The sequence below is a fragment of the Flavobacterium sp. GNP011 genome, assembly GCF_056428925.1.
The window spans coordinates 21,802-40,227 of sequence record NZ_JBWJVJ010000019.1 but is presented as its reverse complement, the minus strand read 5'-3'; the positions used below and the strand labels follow the sequence as shown (position 1 = coordinate 40,227).

Annotated in this window: 16 protein-coding genes and 1 tRNA gene; 11 read left to right on the top strand and 6 right to left on the bottom strand. The window is 33.6% G+C overall.

Features of this window, described 5'->3' with window-relative positions:
- The first annotated feature begins 4 nt into the window (after nt 1–4).
- The 5 genes from AC061E_RS14045 to AC061E_RS14025 all read left to right on the top strand — a co-directional run bounded on the left by AC061E_RS14045 (nt 5) and on the right by AC061E_RS14025 (nt 5,939).
- Nucleotides 5–1,744 carry a PspC domain-containing protein gene (locus AC061E_RS14045; protein ID WP_478286807.1) on the top strand — a complete coding sequence of 580 codons (1,740 nt, stop codon included), beginning with the start codon at nt 5–7 and terminating at the stop codon, nt 1,742–1,744.
- A gap of 2 nt (nt 1,745–1,746) precedes the next feature.
- A complete protein-coding gene (locus AC061E_RS14040) occupies nt 1,747–2,481 on the top strand; it encodes a head GIN domain-containing protein (protein ID WP_478286806.1) in 735 nt (244 codons plus the stop codon).
- Between the two features lie 78 nt (nt 2,482–2,559).
- The gene (locus tag AC061E_RS14035; RefSeq protein WP_478286805.1) at nt 2,560–3,393 is read left to right on the top strand and encodes a GIN domain-containing protein; all 834 of its coding nucleotides are present in this window, start codon (nt 2,560–2,562) and stop codon (nt 3,391–3,393) included.
- Nucleotides 3,394–3,681: 288 nt separating this feature from the next.
- Nucleotides 3,682–4,917 carry a hypothetical protein gene (locus AC061E_RS14030; protein WP_478286804.1) on the top strand — a complete coding sequence of 412 codons (1,236 nt, stop codon included), beginning with the start codon at nt 3,682–3,684 and terminating at the stop codon, nt 4,915–4,917.
- A gap of 14 nt (nt 4,918–4,931) precedes the next feature.
- Nucleotides 4,932–5,939, top strand: a complete 1,008-nt coding sequence (locus AC061E_RS14025; RefSeq protein ID WP_478286803.1) for a hypothetical protein — start codon at nt 4,932–4,934, stop codon at nt 5,937–5,939.
- A 395-nt stretch (nt 5,940–6,334) separates the two neighbouring features.
- On the opposite strand, the gene trxB is transcribed toward AC061E_RS14025, so the two are convergent.
- Together trxB and AC061E_RS14015 are read right to left on the bottom strand one after the other, a co-directional pair.
- A complete protein-coding gene (gene trxB / locus AC061E_RS14020; RefSeq protein ID WP_478286802.1) occupies nt 6,335–7,282 on the bottom strand; it encodes a thioredoxin-disulfide reductase in 948 nt (315 codons plus the stop codon).
- A gap of 478 nt (nt 7,283–7,760) precedes the next feature.
- Nucleotides 7,761–7,835: transfer RNA gene (locus tag AC061E_RS14015), tRNA-Pro, on the bottom strand.
- A gap of 407 nt (nt 7,836–8,242) precedes the next feature.
- On the opposite strand from AC061E_RS14015, the gene AC061E_RS14010 reads away from it, so the two are divergent.
- The 6 genes from AC061E_RS14010 (at nt 8,243) to AC061E_RS13985 (ending at nt 13,629) form a co-directional block, all read left to right on the top strand.
- On the top strand, nt 8,243–9,010 hold the full coding sequence (locus AC061E_RS14010) for a ParA family protein (protein WP_144893258.1): 768 nt from the start codon (nt 8,243–8,245) through the stop codon (nt 9,008–9,010).
- A 4-nt stretch (nt 9,011–9,014) separates the two neighbouring features.
- Nucleotides 9,015–9,914, top strand: a complete 900-nt coding sequence (locus AC061E_RS14005; RefSeq protein ID WP_478286801.1) for a ParB/RepB/Spo0J family partition protein — start codon at nt 9,015–9,017, stop codon at nt 9,912–9,914.
- A gap of 32 nt (nt 9,915–9,946) precedes the next feature.
- On the top strand, nt 9,947–10,474 hold the full coding sequence (locus tag AC061E_RS14000) for a DUF5683 domain-containing protein (RefSeq protein ID WP_478286837.1): 528 nt from the start codon (nt 9,947–9,949) through the stop codon (nt 10,472–10,474).
- A 148-nt stretch (nt 10,475–10,622) separates the two neighbouring features.
- On the top strand, nt 10,623–11,324 hold the full coding sequence (dapB, locus tag AC061E_RS13995; RefSeq protein ID WP_478286800.1) for a 4-hydroxy-tetrahydrodipicolinate reductase: 702 nt from the start codon (nt 10,623–10,625) through the stop codon (nt 11,322–11,324).
- Between the two features lie 59 nt (nt 11,325–11,383).
- The gene (gene lepB / locus AC061E_RS13990; RefSeq protein WP_478286799.1) at nt 11,384–12,952 is read left to right on the top strand and encodes a signal peptidase I; all 1,569 of its coding nucleotides are present in this window, start codon (nt 11,384–11,386) and stop codon (nt 12,950–12,952) included.
- A gap of 59 nt (nt 12,953–13,011) precedes the next feature.
- Nucleotides 13,012–13,629: a WbqC family protein gene (locus tag AC061E_RS13985; RefSeq protein ID WP_478286798.1), complete on the top strand. Its 618-nt coding sequence runs from the start codon at nt 13,012–13,014 to the stop codon at nt 13,627–13,629.
- A gap of 50 nt (nt 13,630–13,679) precedes the next feature.
- Here the strand turns inward: AC061E_RS13985 and AC061E_RS13980 are convergent, their stop codons facing one another.
- Genes AC061E_RS13980 through mutL form a run of 4 tightly spaced genes read right to left on the bottom strand, consistent with a single transcriptional unit; the run spans nt 13,680 to nt 18,274 of the window.
- On the bottom strand, nt 13,680–14,726 hold the full coding sequence (locus AC061E_RS13980; protein WP_086454270.1) for an endonuclease/exonuclease/phosphatase family protein: 1,047 nt from the start codon (nt 14,724–14,726) through the stop codon (nt 13,680–13,682).
- Between the two features lie 45 nt (nt 14,727–14,771).
- Nucleotides 14,772–15,641 (bottom strand): rhomboid family intramembrane serine protease, encoded by an 870-nt coding sequence (locus tag AC061E_RS13975; RefSeq protein ID WP_478286797.1) that lies wholly within the window; start codon nt 15,639–15,641, stop codon nt 14,772–14,774.
- A gap of 48 nt (nt 15,642–15,689) precedes the next feature.
- Nucleotides 15,690–16,436 carry a rhomboid family intramembrane serine protease gene (locus tag AC061E_RS13970; protein WP_478286796.1) on the bottom strand — a complete coding sequence of 249 codons (747 nt, stop codon included), beginning with the start codon at nt 16,434–16,436 and terminating at the stop codon, nt 15,690–15,692.
- Nucleotides 16,433–18,274 carry a DNA mismatch repair endonuclease MutL gene (gene mutL / locus AC061E_RS13965; RefSeq protein WP_478286795.1) on the bottom strand — a complete coding sequence of 614 codons (1,842 nt, stop codon included), beginning with the start codon at nt 18,272–18,274 and terminating at the stop codon, nt 16,433–16,435. The genes AC061E_RS13970 and mutL overlap by 4 nt, the downstream gene beginning before the upstream one ends.
- Between the last annotated feature and the right edge of the window lie 152 nt (nt 18,275–18,426).

The window sequence follows — 18,426 nt, the reverse complement described above, 5'->3', positions numbered from 1 at the left end:
AATCATGAACAAGACTGTAAATATAAACCTAGGCGGAATGGTTTTTCATATAGATGAAAATGCATACCAAAAATTGACTCGATACTTTGATGCTATAAAACGCTCTTTATCAAACTCCTCTGGACACGATGAAATACTAAAAGACATTGAAATGCGCGTGTCTGAATTATTGCATGAAAAACAAATAAGTGACAAGCATGTTATAGGGTTGAAAGAAGTTGATGAAATGATTGCGGTTATGGGGCAACCTGAAGACTATATCATTGAAGACGAAAATGCCGAAGCAAAACCATACCAAAACACGAGCAGAAGAACTAAAAAACTGTATCGTGATAAAGAAAAAGGGATGCTAGGTGGTGTAGCACAAGGATTGGGTTACTATTTTGGGGTTGATGCTGTGTGGATCAGAATAGTACTAGTATTGCTTGTTTTTGCTGGTTTTGGAACTGGTATTTTAGCGTATATTATTTTATGGATTGTAACACCAGAGGCCGTAACAACCTCTGAAAAGCTTGAAATGACCGGAGAACCCGTTAATATATCTAACATTGAAAAAAAAGTTAGGGAAGAGTTTGAGAACGTTTCTGGAAAGCTAAAAAATGTAGATTATGACAAATACGGAAATCAAATAAGAACTGGAGCAAACAAATTAGGAAGCTCGTTTGGAGATTTTATCATGACCGTTTTTAAAGTTTTTGCAAAATTCTTAGGCATATTATTGATCTTGTCTGGAATCACGGTTTTATTCTTCTTGTTGATTGGTATTTTTACATTGGGTTCTGGATTGTTTATCGATTTCCCTTGGCAAAATTTTATTGAAGCAGGCAATTTTACAGATTATCCTGTGTGGTCTTTTGGATTGTTGATGTTTTTTGCAGTTGGGATTCCGTTCTTTTTCTTAACGTTGCTAGGGTTTAAATTACTAGCCCCAAATATGAAATCAATAGGAAATATTGTAAAATATACCTTGCTTGCTATTTGGATTATTGCAGTTTCTATTGCTATCTCAATTGGGATTAAACAAGCTAGTGCATTTGCAGTAGATGGTAGAGATGTAAAAAAAGAAACCATCAATTTAAAACCTACAGATACATTGTACATCAAATTTAGATACAACGATTATTTTGCCAAAAACGTAGATGACAATAGAAATTTTGAGGTAACTCAAGACTCCACTGGAACTAACATTATTTACTCTAATGATGTGCGTTTTAAAATTGAAAAAACAGATGAAAAACTTCCTTACCTTCAAATAGAAAAAGAAGCTAGAGGTATATCATTATCCGAAGCTAAAAAAAGAGCTCAGCAAATAAAATATGCGTATACCATCAATGGGAATCAAATTGTTTTAGATAATTACATGATTACTGAATTAAAAAATAAATACCGTGATCAAAGTGTAGATATCACCTTATTTGTTCCGGTGGGCACGTTTATTAAGCCTGATACATCTTTACAAAACTACGACAGATCTGACGATGAATTCTTTAATTTACACTACAGATCAGATAATTACGTCTACAAAGTTACAACAGATAAAATAAAATGTTTAAATTGCCCTGCCAATGAAAATGAATACAATGACTCTGAAACATATGGTGAAGAAGTCTATCATTCTGAATTTTCAAGTGAAGTTGACAGTACTTCAGTAGAGAGCAATGTAGAAAACACAAACGAAACTAAAAAAGGCTCTGAAAAAGGGTTATCAATAAACAAAGATGGAATAATTGTAAAAAATAAATAATCATGCTAAAAATTATCACACTCATTACTAAGTTTATTGTAGGTGTACTTATTGCCTTATTTTGCTCCTCTTGCCATTTCAATTTTGACGCTGTTGAAGGAAACGGAAATGTAACCACAGAAAACCGAAAAATTACAGAGCGATTTAAAAGTATCGAAGTAAATAGCGGCATTGATGTTGAAATAGAACAATCAGACAAGGTTGAAGTCATTGTAGAAACGGACGAAAACTTACAAGAATATTTGACCACTGAAGTTGAAAATGGTACGCTTGTAATCACCTTTGACAAAAATTTAATCAGTGATGCAGATGTTAAAAAAGTAATCGTAAGAATGCCAGTTATTGATGAACTTGAGGCCACAAGCGGAGCAACCATTGTGAGTAAGAACACCTTAAAAGGAGAAAACATTAGACTTAATACCTCAAGTGCAGCAACGATGGACCTGAGCATAGAAGCTGATGTTGTAAGCTGTGACACTAGTAGCGGTAGTGAAATAAAAGTAAATGGAAAAGCATTAGAGACTAAAAATTCTGCGTCAAGCGGAAGCGAAATCAACGCTTATGACTTGTTAACAAATGTAGTTAGAGCTGATGTTTCAAGCGGTGCTAGTATTAATGTGCATCCCATTGTGAGTTTAAATGCAGAGGCCTCTAGCGGTGGTGTAATTCATTATGACATACAACCCAAGTCAATCCAAAAAAACACTAGTTCAGGCGGTAGCATTAGCGCAGAATAAAAGACTTTTTCAAACAAAAAAATCATCCCTAACTAGTGGATGATTTTTTTTATATTTGTAAGTAATAAATATCAAGACATGAAAAAAAATTTCCTCTTAGTGCTACTTATAGCCACAGCAAGTGTAGCAGTTGCACAAAAATCTGATAAAGTAAAAGGTTCCAAAATTGTTACAATCGTAGAACGAAAAATTGCAGACTTTGAAACCTTACAAATTGAAAACAATCTAGAAGTACATCTAGAAAGAGGAGAAAAAGCAGGCATAAAAGTTGAAACAGACGATAATTTACAGGATGTAGTGGCACTTGACGAAAACGAAAAAACATTACGTATTTACACCAGTAAAAAAGCTACAGCTTATAAAAAATTGATTGTTCGAGTAACCTATACGGAGAATTTAAAAACAATTCAAGCCAAAGATGAAACTACTTTAAACGCCATTCAAGAATTACTATTAGATAGCGTAATCCTAAAAGCAAGCGGCACTTCTAAATTATTTTTAAACATCAATTCTAAATCAGTGGTTTACCAAGCCGATGACAAAGCAAAAGGCGAGCTTAATATCAAATCAGAAAAAACTACTATTGAAATGAGTAAAAATTCTAGTTTGAAAGCGCTGGTTACAACCGTTGATTTAAAAACAGATTTGTACCAAAAAGCTGATGCCACTATTGAAGGTGATGCCTCGAATGCTATCTTGCGTTTAGACAACAACTCCAGCTTAACAGCGAATAAATTAACGCTGAAAAATACGGAACTAACCATTGAGGGATATGCTACATGCGCCATAAATACGAGCACAACATTAAGTATTGATGCAGCTAATAAAACTGAAATCCAGTTAGTAGGAAACCCTAAAATAACCATCAAAAAGTTTGCTGACGAGACTAAATTAATCAAGAAGTTGAAGTAACAGTAACTTTACTAAAGACAAAAAAACAGGCAATTGCCTGTTTTTTTGTGCTTTTGTTTTTTTGTGGATGTCCAATCGGGAGACTTACTTGTTTACCAGTTGCTTTATCTTAATTACCCGGGTTGCAAATGCTCTGTTTTATTTTCTAAGGAATAGCTTTCATATTCAAAATTATTATTAATCAACATATTCAGGAAGAATAAATTTAGTCAATTAAAAACACTGTAGATGGATTAAATAATAAAAGAAAAAATATATTTGCAAACCCATAATTCTAAAACCTAACCTATGAATCAAGTTCTAAAAAATGCAATGCATTGTTTTTTACTATTGGCTGTTTTGTCCTTATTCACAAATTGTGAAACCGAAGTAAACTACAAAAATTACCAGCCCAATTATTTATCAAGTATTGATGCTACCAATTTACCTGCTGGTAATAAACCCATGACACTTTTTGAAGACAATGAAGACCCAGCACGTATGTATGACAAAAAAGATCGTTGGTTTCGAGTTAACCAGCCACTTCAAGTAATACTAAGAGGAAAGGATTTTGTACAAGTTTCCTTGTATTCACCTGTTGCCTTAACAGATGTAAATATCTATGCTAAACTCCCAAATTACGAAAACAAATTCGTACTCTTTCACTTTAGTAAAATTCCTGCGTTTCATCGCTCGGTACATCAAATCCCTTTAGTAGTTGGCAAAAATGATTACTTGTTAGAAAATGGTAAAACGATAACGATTGATAAAATAGAAGGATTTTCATCGGGATCTATTGAATTTTCTGTTACATCAACAGATCCATTATTTGCCAAATTTAAAAAAATAAAATCCAATCATTTAGTGCAATTTCACGATGGTTACCATATCAATGAACCAGGAAAATTTCTTCCAATGAATCCTGTTTTGGCCAAAGAAGCTATCACAATGATCATCAATTACTCCTATGTTTTAAGTCACCCACTGTATTATCAAACCTTTACCAATTTTGATAAATACAAACAAGAACAAGCGACATTAGCAGGAACAGCAATAAATGGCGCTTTAAATTGGCACAGTAACACTGATGATGTCAATGGCATTTATGATTATTACACCAAGGAAGAAATAGAAAAAATTTACTGGAATTACTTAGATTCTAGAACGGTTAACCTTGCAATGGTAGGAGGTGGAAGTGCTTGGGGAGGGGGCGAGCTGGCTTCGCAATGGGAATCAGACTACATCACTGGACATTGGTTAGGCGAAATGTCCGTTTGGTCTCACGAATATTCTCATCATATTGGATTTAGCCATAGTAGCAATTTAGCTAATAGTGGTGAAGGTGGCGGACAACAAGAAATGCTTACACACTTTTACAAATATTTGATTTACCTAAACGATCTTCCGTTTATAGATCCTGAAATACTAAAAGGATGGACAAAAACAACCTACTTAAACAAAAAAGATTACAAAAAACCCGTTTTCAAAATCAGCCCTAATAATCATTTCCTACTTAAATACAAAGGAGAAGGAAAATGGAATTAATACCACTTAATATTATGAAAAAAATTTTATATATAGCTATCTTATTTATTTTAGCTTGTTGTACTAAAGATTCTGATGCGGTTTATGAGCCTACCAATTATCAATCTTTTTACTTGAGTAACGAAACGACTATCAAGGCCAATCAAATTACTGGAGGGAAAGGCACTTTAGAAGCTAACGCTATCACTATTGCCAATAATAAATTATACATCTGCAATGGTGATGTTCTTGAAATATTTGATGCCACAACTTTATCTTATCTTTCAAGTGTCAAAAGCTATACAAAAGGGGCAACTACAATTCCATTTACAAAACTATCCTCTATTTCTATTGACAATGACCGTATTTACCTTGGTAGTATTGACTCAAGAATTTTTGTTTTGGACGAAAAAACATTAGCTGGCATCAACACGATTGGTAATGGACAATGGTGGCAAACTTTTGTTCACGTATTTGGACTAAAAGCAAAAGATGGTTTTCTTTTTGTCAAAGAAAAAGAAAATTCAATTAAGGTATTCCAAACTGCACAAATTACTGAAACCAGCAATTGGAACTTAGCTCCAATAGCTAAATTAAATACCCTGAAAGGCTACACCGAAATCTATTCGATGGATATCTCCAATGGAAATTTAATCGTTGCTGGACAAAACGCTAACGGCTTTTTGAATTATAATTTAAAAGATATTGAGAAAAACGCAACTAGCTCGTTGACTGTTCCTATTTTACCTAATACTAAAACACTAACTGACAACCTTCCATTATCTGTAGTATTTAGCGATGACTGGGCTATAACAACTGAAAAAATAAAAGGTACTAACTATATTCGACTGTATCCCAAAAACATTTTTTTAGATCAAAATTACACCCCAACTATAAACAATTCGGATATAATGGGAGAAATTACTTTTAACTCAATTACTAATTGTGCATTGCTAAAAGACCGTTTGTTTGTAGCAGATAATACCAATCAAGTAATAAGAGTTTTAAAATTAAACAAGGTAACTATTGCGGAACAAAAATAAAATATATTGATTTTCAGTTACAGCATGACTCTATTAAGTATATTAGCACTTGGCTAAACATGAGCAGCCAGTTCTAACATATTAGTAATGCCCACAAATCCAAAATCAATTAAACTCAATTTCTACTGATATATAGTCATCGTTGGTATACTTTGATATGTAACTACATTTGAGGTCTTTGAGCTTATTATCGAATGCAACTGTACTAAAACCGCTTTACAAAAAGGAGTTCTATCGAGACCTAACAGGTTTTTAAAACCTGTTAGGTCTGTAACACCTTGTACAAGTTAACGATAGACTGAATAGCCAAAATGATCCAGATTTTAAACAGAATATTGATAAAAAAAAAGTCCCTTTTGAAATAAAAGAGACTTTTTTTGAATCATAGAAAGTTGTTATTCCCTAGCTGCCAAATATCTTTCAGCATCCAATGCAGCCATACAACCAGTTCCCGCTGCCGTAATAGCTTGACGGTATACGTGATCAGCAGCGTCACCAGCTACAAAAACTCCTTCAATGTTTGTAAGTGCAGAACCTGGTGTGTTAACGATATATCCTGTTTCATCAAGAGTAATAAACTCTTTAAAAATATCTGTATTCGGTTTGTGACCAATGGCAACGAAAAATCCAGTTGCTGGAATTTCAAAAGTTTCACCTGTAGTTTTGTTTAACGCTTTTACACCTGTAACTACTTGTTCATCCCCGAGTACTTCTACAGTATCGTGGTTCATCAAAATCGTGATATTTTCTGTTTTGCGTACGCGCTCCTCCATAATTTTCGAAGCTCTAAATTTCTCGCTACGCACGAGCATAGTTACTTTTTTACAAAGTTTAGACAAATAGTGTGCCTCTTCACAAGCTGAATCTCCCGCTCCTACTATGACCACCTCTTGATTTCTATAAAAGAAACCATCACACACGGCACATGCAGAAACTCCACCTCCCATTTTTAAGTAATGTTGCTCTGATGGTAAGCCTAAATATTTAGCCGAAGCACCAGTTGAAATGATTACGGTTTCGCAATGCAATTCTTTTGTGTCGTTAATCCAAACTTTATGAATATCTCCAGAAAAATCAACTTTTGTTGCCCAACCGTCACGCACATCGGCTCCAAAGCGCTGCGCTTGAGCTTGTAAACCTACCATCATTTCTGGTCCTGTAATTCCTTCTGGATTCCCTGGCCAGTTCTCTACTTCATTTGTGGTTGTCAACTGTCCTCCTGGTTGCATTCCTTGGTATAAAACTGGATACATATTTGCTCTAGCTGCATAAATTGCTGCAGTATATCCTGCAGGTCCAGAACCTATAATAAGGCATTTAATTTTTTCGATCGTATCTGACATGGTGTGATTATTAAAATTTTCTGGTACAAAAATAAGCTTTTATTACAGTACGTAATAAAGTACTACATCAGTTTTAATTATTTGGTAATAAAAAAATCCTTCTTGAATGAACAAGAAGGATTAAGATGGGGTGGCAGGATTCGAACCTGCGGCCTTCCCGATTTGCAATCGGGACGCGATAACTGCTACTTATTTTGTAATTAATTCGACTATTTTAGTTTTACTTTTCCATTTTTTAATTTCCTGCTCTCGTGAAATTGCTAAAGACTTTTGGTCAAATAACTCCGAATAAACTATTTCTCAATCTTTGGCTCTTGCTGTAAATCCTTTGTGTGAACTTAAATGTCGTCGCAGTCTCTCTTCTAAAACCATAGAAGTAAACCTATATAATACTTGTCTTGTGATATGGAAAAAAGAATGTAAACGTGAAAATAATTTTTTTAAATAAAAAAAGCCGAACGATATCGTTCGACTTTTGTCGGGGTGGCAGGATTCGAACCTGCGGCCTCCTGCTCCCAAAGCAGGCGCGATAACCGAGCTACGCTACACCCCGAAAGCGGGTGCAAATATACAACTCTTTTTGGCTTACGCAAGAGTTTTTTTGAGAAATATAAAGTGTGCTTATTTCCTGAGTACAAAAACAAACTTTCAAAGCATTACAATAATCATAATACGAATTTTCTAGCCCAGATGGAAGCGAAAAGCGTTTCGCAAGGCATCTCTTGCTTTTTTTAGTCCTAAAAGAGCGACTAAAAGAAGCTCCTTTTAGGGCGGTAAAAAAGCAGAGACGCCTGTGAGACCTTGAAGCGTAAAGCTGGAATAGCTTTTAAATAAAAAAATAAACTAAAAAAATGAGTACCTGTAGTTGCATGCAAATTGTAGTTTCACGATTGTTAACAAAATAGATTTTCAAAAACCATAAATAATCGTATTTTTACGGTTCAAAATTTAGAAAAACAAATGGGCAAAATCATCGCGATTGCTAATCAAAAAGGAGGAGTTGGCAAAACTACAACATCAGTTAATCTTGCAGCTGCATTAGGTGTATTAGAAAAAAAAGTTCTACTTATTGATGCTGATCCTCAAGCTAATGCATCATCAGGACTTGGGATTGATGTTGAATCAGTAGAAATAGGAACGTATCAAATTTTAGAGCACAGCCATACTCCGCAAGAAGCAGTTATTAAATGCTCTGCTCCCAATGTTGACGTTATTCCATCTCACATTGACCTTGTTGCTATAGAAATAGAACTAGTCGATAAAGAAAATAGAGAATACATGCTTAAAAAAGCATTGGCTAGTGTAAAAGATGAATACGATTTCATTATCATTGACTGTGCACCATCATTAGGATTGCTAACCCTTAATGCTTTGACAGCATCAGACTCTGTAGTTATTCCTATTCAATGCGAATATTTTGCTCTGGAAGGATTGGGTAAGTTATTAAATACCATAAAAAGTATTCAAAAGATACACAATCCAGATTTAGATATTGAGGGACTTTTGTTGACCATGTTTGATTCTCGTTTGCGTTTATCTAACCAAGTTGTTGAAGAAGTTCAAAAACATTTTAATGACATGGTTTTTGAAACCATCATTCAAAGAAATGTAAAACTGAGTGAAGCGCCTAGTTTTGGCGAAAGCATAATTAATTATGATGCAACAAGTAAAGGTGCTGTAAACTACCTTCACCTTGCACAAGAAATCATAAAGAAAAACAGTAAATAATTTTATGGCACAAGCAATTAAAAAACAAGCCTTAGGAAGAGGATTATCCGCGTTATTGAAAGATCCAGAAAACGATATCAAATCTGTTGAAGATAAAAATGCCGATAAGGTTGTTGGGAATATTATTGAGCTTGAAATTGCTGCAATCGAAATAAATCCATTTCAACCCCGAAGTAATTTTAATGAGGAATCATTAAGAGAACTAGCTACTTCTATAAAAGAACTGGGTGTTATACAGCCAATTACTGTACGTAAACTAGATTATAATAAATTCCAGCTTATATCTGGAGAGCGTCGTCTTAGAGCTTCTACACTTGTAGGACTTACTACAGTTCCTGCTTACATTCGTATTGCAAACGATAATGAATCACTTGTTATGGCATTGGTTGAAAACATTCAACGTCATGACTTAGATCCTATAGAAATTGCCTTGTCTTACCAAAGATTGATAGATGAAATCCAACTTACACAAGAACAAATGAGTGACCGTGTGGGTAAAAAAAGATCTACTATTGCTAATTATTTACGCTTGTTGAAACTTGATCCTATCATTCAAACAGGAATTAGAGATGGATTCATAAGTATGGGTCATGGTAGAGCCATCATCAATATTGAAAACCAAGACATTCAGGCTGATATTTATCAAAAAATTGTTAGCCAAAATTTATCGGTACGTGATACCGAGGCATTAGTAAAAAATTATCAAGAAAGCCTAAAACCAAAACCTGAAGGAAAACCAAAAGCTAATTCGTTTGAGGTTGAGGATGCTCATAAAAATACATTTACTAATTATTTTGGCACCAAAGTAGACGTAAAAGTAACGGGCGGCGGCAAAGGTAAAATAACCATTCCCTTTCATTCAGAAGAAGATTTTAAAAGAATCATTAATCTAATAAACGACTAGTGTTAAAATCATTTTTCATCATATCCATTCTCATGTTAATGAGTTGTGGTTCTGTTTTTGCACAAACCAAAAACAATACTGAACTCATAGTTAAGGATACCTTGAAATCTTCAAATATTGACCCACTTACACCTGCTAAGGCTGCTTTTTTCTCGGCAGTATTGCCTGGTTTAGGTCAAGCTTACAATAAAAAATACTGGAAAATTCCACTTGTCTATGGCGCCATCGGTACTAGCATATACTTTTATGTAGACAATAATAAAAAATACAGACAATTTAGAGATGCCTATAAAAGTCGTTTGGAAGGAGTCATAACCGAAGATTTAAAAAGATTTGACAACAATAGATTGATTGCTGCGCAAAAATTATATCAGCGCAATAGAGATTTATCCGCATTAGTGACACTTGCTTTTTACGCTTTAAACATTATTGATGCCAATGTTGATGCAGCTTTATTGCAGTTTAATGTTGATGAAAGTTTATCACTACGACCTGCTATTTATCAAAATGATGTAACGTTCAGGACAAATGTAGGACTAACGATTAGTTATACTTTTTGAAAGATATAATAGATTTGATTTTTCATCAATAAATAATTAAGCCTTCTTGAATTATAAATAATTAGTAATTCAATTAAACGAAGTTATTGCCACAAGCAAAAAATAAAATTGTCAAATTTAATTTGGCTTTAAATTATAAAATATTACAATGAAAATTGCATTACTAGGATACGGAAAAATGGGTCAAGTGATTGAAAAAATTGCTTTGGAACGAGGTCATGAAATCGTATTAAGAAAAGATGAAACAAGTACTTTTGAAGGACTTTCCACTGCTGATGTAGCCATTGATTTTAGTGTACCGTCAGCTGCTGTTGAAAATATTTCGACTTGTTTTCACGCCAATGTTCCCGTAATTTCAGGAACAACAGGATGGCTTGAACATTACAAAACTATTGAAGCACTTTGCCTTGAAACAAAAGGTGCCTTGATTTCCAGTTCCAATTTCAGTTTAGGAGTAAACTTCTTTTTTGAGTTGAACGAATACCTTGCAAAAATGATGTCAAAATTTGACAGTTACCAAGTAAGCATGGAAGAAATTCACCATACCCAAAAGCTAGATGCACCAAGTGGCACAGCAATTTCTTTAGCCAAAGGAATTATGGAGAATAGCTCATACACTAAATGGACTTTAGACAATCCTAATAAAGGTGAAATACACATTGATGCTAAAAGAATAGGAACCGTTCCTGGAACGCACACCGTACAATATAATTCGACAGTTGACAGTATCGAAATAAAACACACGGCACACAATAGAGATGGATTTGCACTTGGAGCAGTTATCGCGGCTGAGTGGATAGTAGGAAAGCAAGGAGTTTTCTCTATGAAAGATGTATTAGATTTAAAATAAAATAAACATTATTCTCTTTGTGAAATTGCATCACAATAATTAAACAAAAACAAAAGACTATGACTGTATATCAATGGTTTGTATTTTTCTTACTGGTACAAATAATTCACTTTTTAGGAACTTGGAAATTATATGAAAGTGCGGGACGAAAAAAATGGGAAGCAGCTATTCCTGTTTATAACGCAATCGTATTAATGAAAATAATAGGTAGACCTACATGGTGGACCGTTTTACTATTTATTCCGATAATTAACTTAATCTTATTCCCAGTAATATGGATTGAAACCCTGAGAAGTTTTGGTAAAAAATCTTCCTTAGATACTTTTCTAGGAATTGTTACTTTAGGTTTTTACATCTATTATATTAATTATACTCAAAAATTAAATTACATAGCTGACAGAAGTGTTTTACCACAAAACAAAACAGCCGATACCATAAGCTCTATATTATTTGCAGTGGTAGTAGCAACTCTTGTTCATACTTATGTTATTCAACCCTTTACAATTCCTACTCCATCCCTTGAAAAATCATTGCTGGTAGGAGATTTTTTGTTTGTAAGTAAGATGAATTATGGCGCAAGAGTACCTATGACAACTGTGGCGTTGCCTATGGTTCACGACTCAATACCTTTGACTCAAAAAAAATCATATTCTTCATGGCCTTTATTGCCTTACTTGAGATTACCAGGAATTCAAAATATAAAGAGAACTGATATAGTAGTTTTTAACTGGCCAGTTGACACGGTTTATAAATTTTTTGACACCTCAAAAAGAAGAGCCTACAAACCAATTGATAAAAAATCAAACTACGTAAAAAGATGCGTAGGAGTGCCAGGCGACAACCTTTCTATTGTTAATGGAGATGTGTATATTGACGGTAAGATCCTTCAATTACCAGAAAGAGCAAAACCTCAATTTTCATATAAAATTGCGCTTGATGGAAAAACACCTATTGATCTTGAATATCTTTTTAAAGAATTAGACATTACAGATAGAGCCTTCTTTACTAACGAAACTAAGCGAGACACTATTTACCTTAGTGCTTTAACAGAAGAAGGTGCTCAGGTTTTTAAAAATACTCCCGGCGTAACAGCAGTAGTGAAACAAATTGCCAAAGGCGTTGATCAGGCAAATTTTGGCAAAGGCGTTTTTCCTCACCTGAAAAAATGGAATAGCGATAATTACGGACCTATTTACATCCCAGAACAAGGAAAAACTGTTACTTTAAATATTGAAAACCTACCTTTCTACAAAACGATTATTGACGATTACGAGAACAATCAGTTGCAAGTAAACGGCAAAGAAATTCGTATAAATGGTAAAATTGCTAAAGAGTATACTTTTAAGCAAAATTATTACTGGATGATGGGAGATAACCGAAACAACTCTGAAGATAGCAGATACTGGGGATTTGTTCCAGAAAATCATATTGTAGGTAAACCAATATTTATATGGTTAAGTATAGATCCTAACGGTAAAGGAATTAATAAAATCCGTTGGGATAGAGTTTTCACAACCGTGAGTGGTGAAGGACAACCTCAATCTTATTTTCAACTATTCCTAATAGGACTAGTTGTATTTTTCATAGGAGATTATTTTTGGAAAAAAAGAAAAACAAACAAAGTTTAAATAAAAAAACTAGCGTTTAGTAGCACTAAAAACTCTAAACGCTAGTATATTACAACATCATGAATATTATCATACACCCCACCTATTTCCCATCCATAAGCCATTTTGTAGCCATTGCAAAAGCTGATTCAGTATTTTATGAGGTAGAAGATAATTTTCAAAAGCAGACCAACAGAAATAGAACTTACATTTACAGTCCAAACGGAATTCAACTTTTGAATATCCCTATAAAACATACTAAAATAAGCCATCAAAAAACAAAAGACATTCGAATAGAAAATGATTTTGATTGGCAAAAACAGCATTTCAAATCCTTAGAGGCAGCATATAGAAGCTCTCCTTTTTTTGAGTTTTTTGAAGATGATTTACAACCCATTTTCGAAAAAAAGCATGATTTCCTGATGGATTTAAACTTTGAAGTGTTGGAATTATTATCCAAGTGCATGCGCATGAAAATGGATTATTCAAAAACAACAAGTTATTTACTGGAGACCAATCCAGAACTTATTTTGGATTACAGAACATTGGTAAACGGAAAAAAAGACCAATCGCAATTTGAACCTTATCAACAAGTTTTTGATGACAAACATGGCTTTTTGAATAATTTAAGCATTTTAGATTTACTATTCAATGAAGGTAAGTTTACTGTGGATTATTTGAGAAATCAGACATTATAATCTGTTACCACGAACATCCCAAAAAAAATTCGTTTAATACCAAACATAATCTATTCATAGGATAAACGTGCCATTATAGGAAAATGATCTGAATTTATAAAATTAGAAAAGTTTTCGAATTTTTTTACCTTCATTCTTTCATCCGCAAAAATATAGTCAATCCTTGCTGGATAATATCTAAACTTATAGGTTTCACCAAAACCCTGACCTGCCTCTTCAAAACTGTCTTTCATTTTCCCTTTTATACTCCTATACACATAAGAAAATGCACTGTTATTCATATCGCCACAAATGATGACTGGATAAGTACACTTTAACTTATGCTCTCGAAACTGCTCAGCTTGTTGCTGTTGTTGTTTAAATGCCTTACTGATTCGAATAAACAGTTTTTGAGATTTATTTTGATTAATAGCATCTATATTTTCATCGATTTCATTTACGTCTGGGGAAATTTTGATAGATTGTAAGTGCATGTTATATACCCTAATAATATCTTTTCCCTTCTTTATATCCGCGTAAATGACATTATTACTGGACTTAGGAAAGATAATATTACCGTGATCAATTATAGGAAACTTAGAAAAAATAGCTTGACCCGTTTTAATTTGGTTTCCTTCGGTAAAAATATAGCGGTGTGGATATACCTTTAAATCTATTCCAGCAGTTGATGAGAACTCTTGAATACACAATATATCAGGATTTTTTTCATTGATAAAATTCAAAATATCACCAGGTACATCATCACGTTCGATCCATTTAAAAACGTTTAAGAGTCTAACATTGTAGCTCATGATGGTGAAATCTTGTTCTACTTTAGGCAATTCAACACTTGAAAATTTATAAAACTTATTTATAAATGTAATCCCTATTAATAATACAATTCCAGAAACAATCAATTGTTTTTTAAATTGTAAGGCCCAATAGAAAAAAAACAAGGTATTGAAAACAAAGAACAAAGGCATGAATAATGTAAGAACTGACAATAACGGGAAAGATTTCGGGGCCAAGAAAGGTAAAATATAAGCAATAAAAGTCACCACTGTTAGGACTATATTGAGTAGAAACATACCTTTATTAAACCAAGAAAGATTTCTCATACTTACACTTTTAAATACTAGTTACAATATACAATTTAATTCAGATTATTTTCCTACTTTAAAAAGGAATTCTTTTTCGTTTTGAGATAAACTATCATAACCAGATTGGCTTATTTTATCCAATATTTGATCTATTTGCTGCTGATTATTATCTTTTACAACAATTTTAGAAACTGTTTTTGGTGCTGGTTTTTGATGCGATTTATATACTTTTTTAAAAGGTGTAGCTTTACTTTTTTGGAACAGATTTTGGAAAAAATCTATAAAACCCGAAATTATTTTACTTAGATCAGTCCCATTTTCAAGTAGTTTAATGAATAAAAAACCAAATAAAGCTCCTGCAAGATGAGAAATATGCCCACCCATATTACCGGAACGCAATTGCATTAAATCAATAAACAGAATAATAGCTGTTACGTGCCAAAGCTTTACAGTTCCAAATATCAACATTCGGAGCTCCATCAATGGATTGTATGTTGCAACTGCAACCAAAATAGCCATTATAGCCGCAGAAGCCCCAACAATAGGTGCATCTATTGCCAAGATATAAAAAACTAAAACATACACTATTCCAGCAAAAATAGCTCCCAAAACATACAAGCCAAACAACTGCTTGCCTGTAAAATAAGTCATAAATAATCTTCCTGCGAAATTAAGAACAATTAAATTAAAAAGAATATGCATGATTCCAGTATGAAAAAAAGCATAGCTCAAAATAGTCCAAGGCTGGCTTATAAAAACAGTGGGGTTTGATGATAAGCTTACATATTGTAAATAATCAATTGTTATTCCCATTTTAGATAATAGAAAAAAAACTAAAAAAGGAATCACAAATAAAGCGATATTCCAAAAAATAAGACGAATAACAATTCCTCCCATTTTGTATTGCAATTTAAAATCATCAATAATGTTCATATACCAATTCTTTTATACCTATTAAAAATGTACTCGATCTGCATTGTATTAATTCCAGCGGTTTCTATTAAACTGGTTTTTTTTCCAATACCACATCATTAAAAAACCAAAGAGTGCTCCACCCACATGCGCAAAATGCGCTATTCCTCCACCACCAAATATAGATTTACCTGAGATACCCAAGTATAAATCTACAAGAACTAATCCGGGAACAAAATATTTAGCTTTAATAGGTACGGGAATAAACATAAGCGCCAGTTCAGCATTAGGAAACATAAACGCAAAAGCTACTATAATTCCGTAAATAGCTCCGGAAGCTCCCACAGCAGTCCCAGCATAAGCGCTAGTGAAATTAGAAAAATCAGAGGCGTTTATAAATTGCTGCCAACGAGTATCTATTTTACCTTCATTTAAAAGCTGTAAAATATCTTGCTTATTAAAGCCATTTGCTGTCAAGGTAGTAATAGCATCATTAAAATAATAATAATTTACACCCGTATGCAACAAAGCTGCACCTAAACCACAAGAAATATAAAAAAACAAAAACTTTTTTCCGCCCCATATTTGCTCTAAAGCTGATCCAAAAGAATACAAAGCAAACATATTGAAAAAAATATGCATGACACCGCCGTGCATAAACATGTGGGATAGCGGTTGCCAGTATTGAAAATTTGGATTCTCTGGAAAAAATAAAGCCAAGACTTTATAAACAACATCTCCTAAAAGGTATGTCCCTATAAAAAATATAATGTTAACAATTATTAATTGCTTAACAACTTCGGTTACGTTTCTCATACTGCAAATTTTTTATCTAAATCTTCCACACGCATAGTTATGAAAGTGGGTTTATGAAATGGCGACACATTAGGATCCTTACACGCAAAAAGTCCGTTAACTAAATTTTCCTGCTCTTTCTCTGTAAGATGCGTTCCTGTTTTTACGGCTAAACTTTTGGCCATTGACTTGGCAATAGTATCGTTTTGACTAAAACTGCTCTCAGGAATTCCATCTTGAAGATCGCTTATTAATTGCTCTAAAACTATAGAAACTTCACTCTCGGTGATGTTTACGGGTATTCCAGAAATTACAATATGATCTGTATTGTTATCTTCAAAAACAAAACCAGTGTTTTTTAGCGCTTGTTGCAACTCAGTGATAACTTCCATTTCGCTTGACGAATAAAACAAATTTAAAGGAAATAATAGTTGCTGACTTGATGCTTGCTGTACCGTCATATTTACCAAAAACTGCTCATACAAAACGCGTTGGTGTGCACGCTGCTGATCAACAATTACCATTCCTGATTTGATAGACGATACAATGTATTTTTTATGAATTTGATAGGTTTTATGCACCGCATGCTCCACTTCTTCATCGTTAAAAAGTGACGATGTGACTTCCTCGTTTTCAAAAGTTACTTGCTCTACATCAAAAACATCCTGTTTTAAACCGACATACAAACTGTCCCATTTTGAAGTGCTTTCTGGTTTTTTATAACTAGAAAATTGTTTGCTAGGAGTTTCGTTAGAAAAAGGATTAAAAGTCCCGTCAACTTGAATTGATGGAACTTCACCAGATAAATCTTTGTAATGATAAGGCGTATCCAGATTTGAATCTCTATCAAAATCCAAAACTGGAGCTACATTAAATTGTCCTAAACTGTGTTTTATAGAAGCACGAAGAATAGCGTATAAAGCATGCTCGTCATCAAATTTAATTTCAGTTTTAGTAGGATGAATGTTAATATCAATTGTGTTTGGCGGTACTGAAAGATATAAAAAATAACTCGGTTGAGCTCCGTCTTTTAAGATTCCGTCATAGGCAGCCATAACCGCATGATGTAAGTATCCGCTTTTTATAAAACGATCATTAACAAAGAAAAACTGTTCGCCCCTACTCTTTTTTGCAAATTCGGGCTTACTTACAAATCCTTGAATAGTAACAATATCTGTTTCCTCTTGAACGGGAACCAATTTTTCATTTGTTTTTCCCGAAAATATAGACACAATACGTTGTCTTAACGTAGCTGGAGGCAAATTAAACATTTCGCTTCCGTTGTGGTAAAAAGTAAATTGAATATTAGGGTGAGCCAATGCTACTCGTTGAAATTCATCAACAATATGGCGGTATTCCACAGTATCTGATTTCAAAAAATTTCTCCTAGCCGGAATATTAAAAAACAAGTTTTTGATTGCAAATGAAGTTCCTTGTGGTAAAACAGCAAGCTCCTGCGCTATAAATTTACTTCCTTCAATAATGATGTGATGTCCTAACTCATCCTGTTCTTGACGTGTTTTCATTTCAACATGAGCAATAGCAGCAATGGATGCTAATGCTTCGCCTCTAAACCCTTTGGTAAACAAGGAAAACAAATCTTCGGCTTGACGTATCTTTGAAGTAGCATGACGTTCAAAACACAAGCGAGCGTCAGTTACATTCATTCCTAAACCATTATCAATCACTTGTACAAGCGCCTTACCAGCATCTTTAATGATTAACTTGATATCTGTAGCCCGTGCATCTACTGCATTTTCCAAAAGTTCTTTTACTACTGATGCAGGACGTTGAACAACCTCTCCCGCTGCAATTTGATTTGCAACATGATCAGGCAGCAATTGTATAATACTCGACATTAAAAAAAATTAGATTTAAAAAATGGTTTTTGGTTCAAAACCAAGTTGTACAAATTTAGTGATTTTACAAAGGTAATACAGTAAAAACACTCATAAATTAAACTAAAAAAACCTATACAATGATTAAAGTATAGGCTTTTTTTGAAAAAATT